This is a genomic window from Streptomyces javensis, assembly GCF_039525925.1.
Lineage (GTDB): Bacteria > Actinomycetota > Actinomycetes > Streptomycetales > Streptomycetaceae > Streptomyces > Streptomyces asiaticus.
In genome coordinates this window covers 1-9,020 of the sequence record NZ_BAAAIF010000150.1, presented here as the reverse complement: position 1 = coordinate 9,020, position 9,020 = coordinate 1, and the positions used below count along the sequence as shown (strand labels likewise).

The following is a 9,020-nucleotide window of genomic DNA, read 5'->3' as shown; positions in this document are numbered from 1 at the left end:
CCACCAGACCACCCCACACCGCCGAGTGCTCCAACCCCACCACCCGACCCAGACCCCACACCTGCGACTGCACCACACCCGCCAGCCGGTCCGAACGCCCCACCGACACCGCACCCCGCGAAGCACACCACAACAGCGCCTCGACATCCGCCTCAACCAACGCCCGCACCAGCATCAACGTCGAAGCAAAGCCATTGGACAGCGCCGGATGCCCGGGGCAGGACCCCTCATCCAGCGCCAGCAACGACAACACCCCACCCAACTCACCCGCGTCCACGACCGTCTTACGCAGCCGCTCACCCAAAGCCCCGGCATCCAAGTCACCCTCGTCCACCGTCAGCGACACCACACCCGCGCCATGCCGCTCAAGACCGGAGACCACCCCCGCCACCAGCTCGTCCCCCACACACGACGCCGGAACCACCACCAGCCACGTCCCCGACAACGACCCACCGGCCACATCCCCAACCGGCTTCCACGCCACCCGATAACGCCAACCGTCAATCGTGGACTGCTCACGGCTGCTGCGCCGGTACGCCGACAGCGCGGGCAGTACGGCGCCCAGCGTCGCCTCGTCGTCGAAGTCGAGCGTCCTCGCGAGCGATTCGAGATCCTCGCGCTCCACGGCCTGCCAGAACCAGGCGTCCACCTCGTCGCGGATACCGGCGGCGATTCCGGCCGAGTCGGCGGACTTCTCGATCCAGTAGCGCTGACGCTGGAACGGGTAGGTCGGCAGGTCGACCCTGCTGGTCCCGAGCCCGTCGAACGCCGACCGCCAGTCGACGACGGACCCGTGCACATGCAGCCGCGCCAGCGCCGTGGTCAGGGCCACGGCCTCCGAGCGGTCCTTGCGCAGCACCGGCACGACCACGGGCGCCGAGTCGGACTCGGTCCGTTCTGCCAGGCAGTCCTGCGCCATCGCGGCGAGCACACCGTCGGGGCCCACTTCGAGGAAGGTGGTCACGCCCTGGGCTTCGAGCGCCCGCACGCCGTCCGCGAACCGCACGGCCTCCCGCACATGCCGCACCCAGTACTCCGGCGAGCGCACCTCCGCGTCCGCCACCTTGCCGGTGACGTTGGAGACGAGATCGATGGAGGGCGAAGCGAACGACAGACGTTCCACGACACGCCGGAAGTCGTCGAGCATCGCGTCCATGCGGGGCGAGTGGAAGGCATGGCTCACCCGCAGGCGGCGGGTCTTACGGCCCTCCTGCTCCCACTGTCCGGCGATCTCCAGTACAGCGGCCTCGTCACCGGCGATGACCACGGAGGTCGGGCCGTTGACGGCGGCGATGCTCACCTCGGCCTCACGACCGGCCAGCGACGGGGCGACCTCGTCCTCCGACGCCTGCACCGCCACCATCGCGCCGCCCTCGGGCAGCGCCTGCATCAGCCGGCCCCGGGCCGCGATCAGCGTGCAGGCGTCCTCCAGGGAGAACACCCCGGCCACATGCGCGGCCACGATCTCGCCCACCGAGTGGCCGATCACCACATCGGGAGTGACGCCCCAGTGCTCCAGCAGCCGGAACAGCGCCACCTCGATGGCGAACAGCGCCGGCTGGGTGAACGCGGTCTGATCCAGGAGCTCGGCGTCCGCGCTCCCCTCCGCCGCGAACACCACCTCCCGCAACGGACGGTCCAGCACCACATCCAGATGCGCACACACCTCGTCCAGCGCCCGGGCGAACACCGGGAACGCCTCGTACAACTCCCGCCCCATGCCCAGCCGCTGCGCACCCTGGCCGGAGAAGAGGAAGGCAAGGGTGTCCTCGACGCGTGCCACACCCTGGACGACCTGGGCCGTGGTCTCGCCCTGAGCCAGGGCCTCCAGACCGCGGAGGAGGCCGTCGCGATCCTCGGCGACCACGGCCGCGCGGTGCTCGAAGACCGAACGGGTGGTGGCCAGGGAGAAGGCCACATCTGTCGCGGTCAGCTCCGGATGGGCACTCACATGGGCGTGGAGCTGGCTCGCCTGGGCGGAGAGCGCCTCCGTGGTCTTGCCGGACACCAGCCACGACTGTACGGCGGGCTGCCGCGCCCCGCCGGTCTGGGGAGCCTGGGGTGCGGTCGCCTCCTGCTGCCCCTCGGGGTCGGCCGCCGGGGCCTGCTCGATGATGGTGTGGGCGTTGGTCCCGCTCAGCCCGAACGAGGAGATACCCGCCCGGCGCGGCTGACCCGTCTCGGGCCACGCGGTGGCCTCGGTCAGCAGCCGCACCTGCCCCGCCGACCAGTCCACCTGCCTCGATGGCTCATCCACATGCAGGACCTTCGGCAGGGTGCCGTGCCGCATGGCCATCACCATCTTGATGATTCCGGCGACACCGGCGGCGGCCTGCGTATGACCGATGTTCGACTTGATGGCGCCCAGCCACAGCGGCTGCCCCTCGGCCCGCCCCTGGCCATACGTGGCGAGCAGCGCCTGCGCCTCGATCGGGTCGCCCAGCGTGGTACCCGTGCCATGCGCCTCGACCGCGTCCACCTCGGCCGCGGACAGTCCCGCGCTCTCCAGCGCCTGCCGGATCACCCGCTGCTGGGACGGGCCGTTCGGCGCCGTCAGACCGTTGGACGCACCGTCCTGGTTGACCGCCGAACCGCGCACGACCGCCAGCACCGGGTGGCCGTTCTTCCGCGCGTCCGACAGCCGCTCGACCAGCAGCAGACCCACGCCCTCGGACCAGCCCGTGCCGTCCGCGCCCTCCGCGAACGGCTTGCACCGGCCATCGACCGCCAGCCCGCGCTGCCGGCTGAACTCGACGAACGAACCGGGGGACGACATGACCGACACACCACCGGCGAGCGCCAGTTCGCACTCGCCCTGGCGCAGCGCCTGGATCGCCAGATGCAACGCCACCAGCGACGATGAGCAGGCCGTGTCCACCGTGACGGCCGGTCCTTCGAGGCCGAAGGTGTAGGAGATGCGGCCCGACACCACGCTGGCCGCACTGCCCGTCAGATAGCCCTCGAGCTCGCCCCCGACCTCGTAGAGGTGGGTCGCGTAGTCCAGGCCACTCGTGCCGACGAAGACGCCGACCGGGTTGCCGCGCAGGGAGACGGGGTCGATCCCGGTCCGCTCGAACGCCTCCCAGGAGGCCTCCAGCAGCAGCCGCTGCTGCGGATCGGTCGCCAGCGCCTCACGCGGGGACATTCCGAAGAACTGCGGGTCGAACTCGTCGGCGTCGTAGAGGAAGCCGCCCTCACGGGTGTAACTCGTCCCCGAATGGTCCGGGTCCGGGTGGTACAGCGACTCGTTGTCCCAACCGCGGTCGGTCGGGAACTCGGAGATGGCGTCGACGCCATCCACGACGAGTTGCCAGAGTTGCTCGGGGGTGCGCACGCCCCCGGGAAAGCGACAGCTCATCCCGACGATGGCGATGGGCTCTTTCGAGGCCGAGACCAGACGCTGGTTCTGTAGCTTGAGGCGGTCGTTTTCGCGCAGCGAAGCGCGCAGCGCTTCAACAACTCTTTCGGAGGACGTAGCCATCAGTAGCTCCACACTTCCAACAACATCAAAGGTCAGCGCCGCCCAGAGCCCTCTGGACGAGGTCATCGACATCCATCGTGTCGACCGCGCTACTCATCTCTTCTTGCGGCGCCGACTCAGAACCGTTCTCCGATAGGTGAGCGAGTTCGAGCAGGGTGTCCATGAGTCCGGCCTCACGGAAACGCGCGAGCGGAATGGCGGCCAACGCCTCGCGTATCCGGTCCTCTTCGGGATCGTTCCGCTCACCCCCACCGCCCTGCGGGAACATGCCCGTCTCCAGGTGCGCGGCCAGTGCGGTGAGGTTGGGGTAGTCGAATGCCAACGTGGTCGGCAGCTCCAGGCCGGTGATCGCGCCCAGCCGGTTGCGCAGCTGAACGGCGGTCAGCGAGTCGAAGCCGAGCTCGGTGAACGAGCGGTCGTTCTCGATGGCGTCCGGAGTCGCGTGCACCAGGACGGCGGCCACGTGCTGACGCACCAGCTTGCGGAGATTGCGCTGGCGCTTCGCCGAGGGCAGTGCCTCCAGACTCGCGCGCAGCTCCGCCGCCGCCGACTCGGTCGCCGCCGGGTCGGAAGGCACCGGCGAGGCATCGGGCCGCCGTGTCCCGGTCAGCTCGGCCAGCAGCGGTGCCGGCCGGTCCCCTCCCAGCTCGGCCCCAAGGCGCTCCCATGCGGCATCGGCCACGAGGAGGAAGGTCTCGTCCAGGTCCATGGCCCGCTGGAGCGCGGAGATCGCCAGTTCGGGGTTCATCGGGGCCATGCCGCCCCGCCTCATCTGCTCTTCGAGCTCCCCGTCGACCGCCATGCCGCTCCCGGCCCAGGCGCCCCAGGCGATGGAGGTGGCCGGAAGGCCGTCCGCGCGCCGCTGCGACGCCAGCGCGTCGAGATAGGCGTTGCCCGCCGCGTAGCTGCCCTGACCCGGACCACCGAGGGTGCCCGCGGCCGAGGAGAACAACACGAACGCCGACAGCTCCATCCCAGCGGTCAACTCATGCAGATGACGGGCCGCCTCCACCTTCGGACGCAACACACCCGCCGCCCGCGACACCGTCAGCGCATCCAGCACACCATCATCGAGCACACCGGCCGTGTGCACCACCGCGGTCAGCGGGAACTCCCGCGGGATCGCCTCCAGCACCGCCGCCAGCGCATCCCGGTCGGCCGCGTCACACGCCGCCACGGTCACCCGCGCGCCAAGCCCCTCCAGCTCCGCCTTCAACTCGGCGGCGCCCTCTGCCTCCATGCCACGACGGCTCGTCAGCACCAGATGCTCAGCACCCGTACGCACCAGCCAGCGGGCCACATGGCCACCGAGCCCGCCCGTACCGCCGGTCACCAACACCGAACCACCCACACGCCAGCCATCGGCGTTCGCGGCCTCCGGCGCTGAAGCCCGCACCAGACGCTTGGCGAACACACCCGAGCCACGCACCGCGACCTGGTCCTCGCCGCTCTCGGCGGAGAGCACACCGGCCAGCCGCGCGATCCCGCGCTCGTCCAGCGTCTCGGGCAGATCGACGAGACCGCCCCAGATCTGCGGGTACTCCAGGGCCGCGACCCCGCCGAGGCCCCACACCTGCGCCTGCGCGGCACTCGCGAGCCGGTCGGAACGCCCCACCGACACCGCGCCCCGCGAGGCACACCACAGCCGAACGCGCACGCCCAGCCCCGCCACGGCCTGCACCAGCCACAACGTCAGCGCGAGTCCGGCGGCGACCGCCGGCTCCCCGGCGGACGGCTCCTCGTCCAGCGCGAGCAACGACAGCACGCGGACATCGGATTCGCCATCGACGGCGGCGAGCAGTGTCCGTACCAGCCCGTCGCGGTCCGCGTCGGTGTCAACCGCCACCGGTACGACACGGGCGCCGGACTTCTCCAGCCCCTGGGAAATCGTCTGGGTGAGCTCGCTGTCCGCGAGCGAGGCGGGCACCGCGAGCAGCCACGTACCCGACAGCGAACCCGTCGTCGCATCCGGGACCGGCTTCCACGAGACCCGGTACCGCCAGCCGTCGACCGTGGCCCGCTCGCGCTGCTGACGGCGGTACGAGGACAGCGCGGGCAGCAACTCGCCCAGCGAACCACCCCCGTCGACGTCCAGCGCCTCCGCCAGCGCCTCCAGATCCTCGCGCTCCACCGCGTCCCAGAACCGCGCGTCCACGCCATCCGCCGCCGCAGAACCACCCGACGCCTCCGCGCGGTCCTCCAGCCAGTACCGCTGACGCTGGAACGCGTACGTCGGCAGCTCCACCTTCCGCGCACCACGCCCGGCGAAGACCTGCTCCCAGCCGACCGCGACACCATGGACATGCAGCTCGGCCAGCGCCGCCGTCAGCGCCTGGGCCTCCGGACGGTCCTTGCGCAGGACGGGTACCACGACCGAGGCCGAACCCGCGTCCGCCACCAGGCAGTCCTGTGTCATCGCGGTGAGCACACCGTCCGGGCCGACCTCCAGGAACGAGGTCACCCCGAGCTTCTCCAGGGCCCGTACCCCGTCCGCGAACCGCACCGCCTCCCGCACGTGGCGGACCCAGTAGTCCGCCGAGCACACGTCGTCCGCGCCCGCCGACTCACCTGTCAGATTGGAGACCAGCGCGATGGTCGGCGGGGCGAACGTCAGCCCCTCGACGACCTTGCGGAAGTCGTCCAGCATCGCGTCCATGCGAGGCGAGTGGAACGCGTGGCTGACCCGCAGCCGACGGGTCTTACGACCCTGCTCCGCCCACTGCCCGGCGATCTCCAACGCGGCGGCCTCATCACCCGCGATCACCACGGCCATCGGCCCGTTGACCGCCGCGATGCTCACCTCGGCCTCACGACCGGCAAGCGACGCCGCGACCTCCTCCTCCGACGCCTGGACCGCGACCATCGCGCCACCCTCGGGCAGCGCCTGCATCAGACGGCCACGCGCGGCGATCAGCGCGCACGCGTCCTCCAGGGTGAAGACCCCCGCCACGTGCGCGGCGGTGACCTCGCCCACCGAGTGGCCGATCAGCACATCCGGGGTGACGCCCCAGTGCTCCAGCAGCCGGAACAACGCCACCTCGACCGCGAACAGGGCGGGCTGGGTGAACGCCGTCCGGTCCAGCAGCTCGGCATCTTCGCTGCCCTCGGCCGCGAACAGGACCTCCCGGAGCGGGCGGTCGAGTTGCCCGTCCAGATGCGCGCACACCTCGTCCAGCGCCTGGGCGAACACCGGGAACTCGTCGTACAGCTCCCGACCCATGCCCAGCCGCTGCGCACCCTGCCCCGAGAACAAGAACGCCCTCAGCCCCGATGTGTTCGCGACGCCCTGAATCACCCCCGGGGCGACCTCTCCGGCCGCGACGGCCTCGAGTCCGGCGAGGAGCTCCGCACGGTTCGCACCCGACACCACGGCGCGGTGCTCGAACATCGAGCGCGTCGCCACCAGCGAGTGGCCGATGTCCAGCGCGCTCAACTCGGCCCGCTCCAGCAGGAACGCCCTGAGCTGTGCCGCCTGGGCCCGCAGCGCGTCGGCGCCACGCCCCGACAGCAGCCACGCGGCCACACCACTGTCGCCATCGGAAACCGAGCCCGCCTCGGCCTCATCCTCAACCGGCGGGGCCTGCTCGATGATGGTGTGGGCGTTGGTGCCGCTCACACCGAAAGCGGAGACACCGGCCCGGCGCGGCTGCCCGGTCTCGGGCCACTCCACCGCCTCCGTCAGCAGCCGCACCTCGCCCGCCGACCAGTCCACCTCGCGCGACGGCTCATCGACGTGCAGTGTCCGCGGCAGCTTCCCGTGCCGCATGGCCATCACCATCTTGATGACACCCGCGACACCGGCGGCGGCCTGCGTATGACCGATGTTCGACTTGAGCGCGCCCAGCAGCAGCGGCCGGTCCTCGGGCCGACCCTGGCCGTAGGTCACCAGCAGCGCCTGCGCCTCGATCGGGTCACCCAGCGTCGTACCCGTACCGTGCGCCTCCACCACGTCCACATCGGCCGCCGACAGACGGGCGCTCGCCAGCGCCTGCCGGATCACTCGCTGCTGCGACGGGCCGTTGGGCGCCGTCAGGCCGTTGGACGCACCGTCCTGGTTGACCGCCGAGCCCCGGACGACCGCCAGCACCTCGTGGCCGTTGCGCCGGGCGTCGGACAGCCGCTCGAGCAGCAGCATGCCCACCCCCTCGGACCAGCCCGTACCGTCCGCGGCGTTCGCGAACGGCTTGCAGCGGCCGTCGGGCGAAAGCCCGCGCTGGCGGCTGAACTCCACGAACGCACCGGGCGACGACATCACCGAGACGCCACCGGCGAGCGCCAGGTCGCACTCGCCCTGGCGCAGCGCCTGCGCCGCCAGGTGCAGCGCCACCAGCGACGACGAGCACGCGGTGTCCACCGTGACCGCGGGTCCCTCGAGGCCGAGGGTGTACGAGATACGGCCGGAGGCCACGCTGCCGGCGCTTCCGCTGCCCAGGGACCCCTCGAAGCCCTCGGGGACGTTCCGCAGCCGGGTGCCGTAGTCGTTGTACATCACGCCCACGAACACACCGGAGCGGCTGCCCCGCTTGGTCACGGGGTCGATACCGGCCCGCTCGAACGCCTCCCACGAGGTCTCCAGCAGCAGTCGCTGCTGCGGGTCGGTCGCCAGCGCCTCGCGCGGACTCATGTCGAAGAAGGCGGGGTCGAATTGGTGGGCGTCGTAGAGGAACCCGCCGTTCTTGGCGTAGTACGTGCCCTCCCGGTCGGGGTCCGGGTCGTACAGGCGCTCAAGGTCCCATCCGCGGTCGGACGGGAACTCGGACATCGCGTCGGTGCCCGCCATGACCAGTTGCCACAGCTCCTCGGGCGTCCGCACACCACCCGGGAAGCGGCAGCTCATGCTGACGATCACGATGGGGTCGCTGTCCACGGCCGCGTCCGACGCGGCCACCGGCGCCGCGCCCGCCGACGAGGTGGCGCCCTCGCCGCCCAGGATCTCGTCGCGGATGTGGCCGACGAGTGCCATCGGGGTCGGATAGTCGAAGACCAGCGTGGCGGGCAGCCGCAGACCGGTCTCCGCGGTGAGCCGATTCCTCAGATCGACGCCCATCAGCGAATCGAAGCCGAGCTCCTTGAACGGCCGCCGTGTGTTGACGGTCTCGGGCGTGGCGTGCCCGAGGGCCGCCGCGGTCTGCGTGCGGACCAGCTCCAGCAGCATCTGGTCCTGGGACGTCCGCGGCAGGCCCACGAGGCGCCGGCGCAGCTCGTCGGGAAGGCTTTCGCTCTGCTCCGAGCGTGCCGTACGGCGCGTCGGCGCGCTGGGTACGACCTTGCGGAAGAGGGCGGGGAGTTCGGCACCCTGCGCACGCAGCGCGGGGATGTCCAGCCGCACCGGAACCGGCACGATCTCATCCGCGACCAGAGCCGCGTCGAACAGCTCGAGTCCCTCGTCGGAGGAGAGCGGCACCAGGCCCGAACGCGACACCCTGCGCAGATCGCGCTCGGCGAGGTGTCCGGTCATGCCGCTGGCCTCGGCCCACAGACCCCACGCCATCGACACACCCGGCAGCCCCTGCGCCCGGCGCCACGACGCCAGACCGTC

The 9,020-nt window shown here is 71.3% G+C and carries 1 protein-coding gene and 1 pseudogene; both read right to left on the bottom strand.

What is annotated here, in order from left to right; genetic code table 11:
- Positions 1-3,448, bottom strand: a pseudogene (locus ABD329_RS46795) (type I polyketide synthase); the annotation flags it as partial.
- Between the two features lie 58 nt (positions 3,449-3,506).
- On the bottom strand, positions 3,507-9,020 hold a 5,514-nt coding region (locus ABD329_RS46790; RefSeq protein WP_344318135.1), incomplete at its 5' end, for a type I polyketide synthase.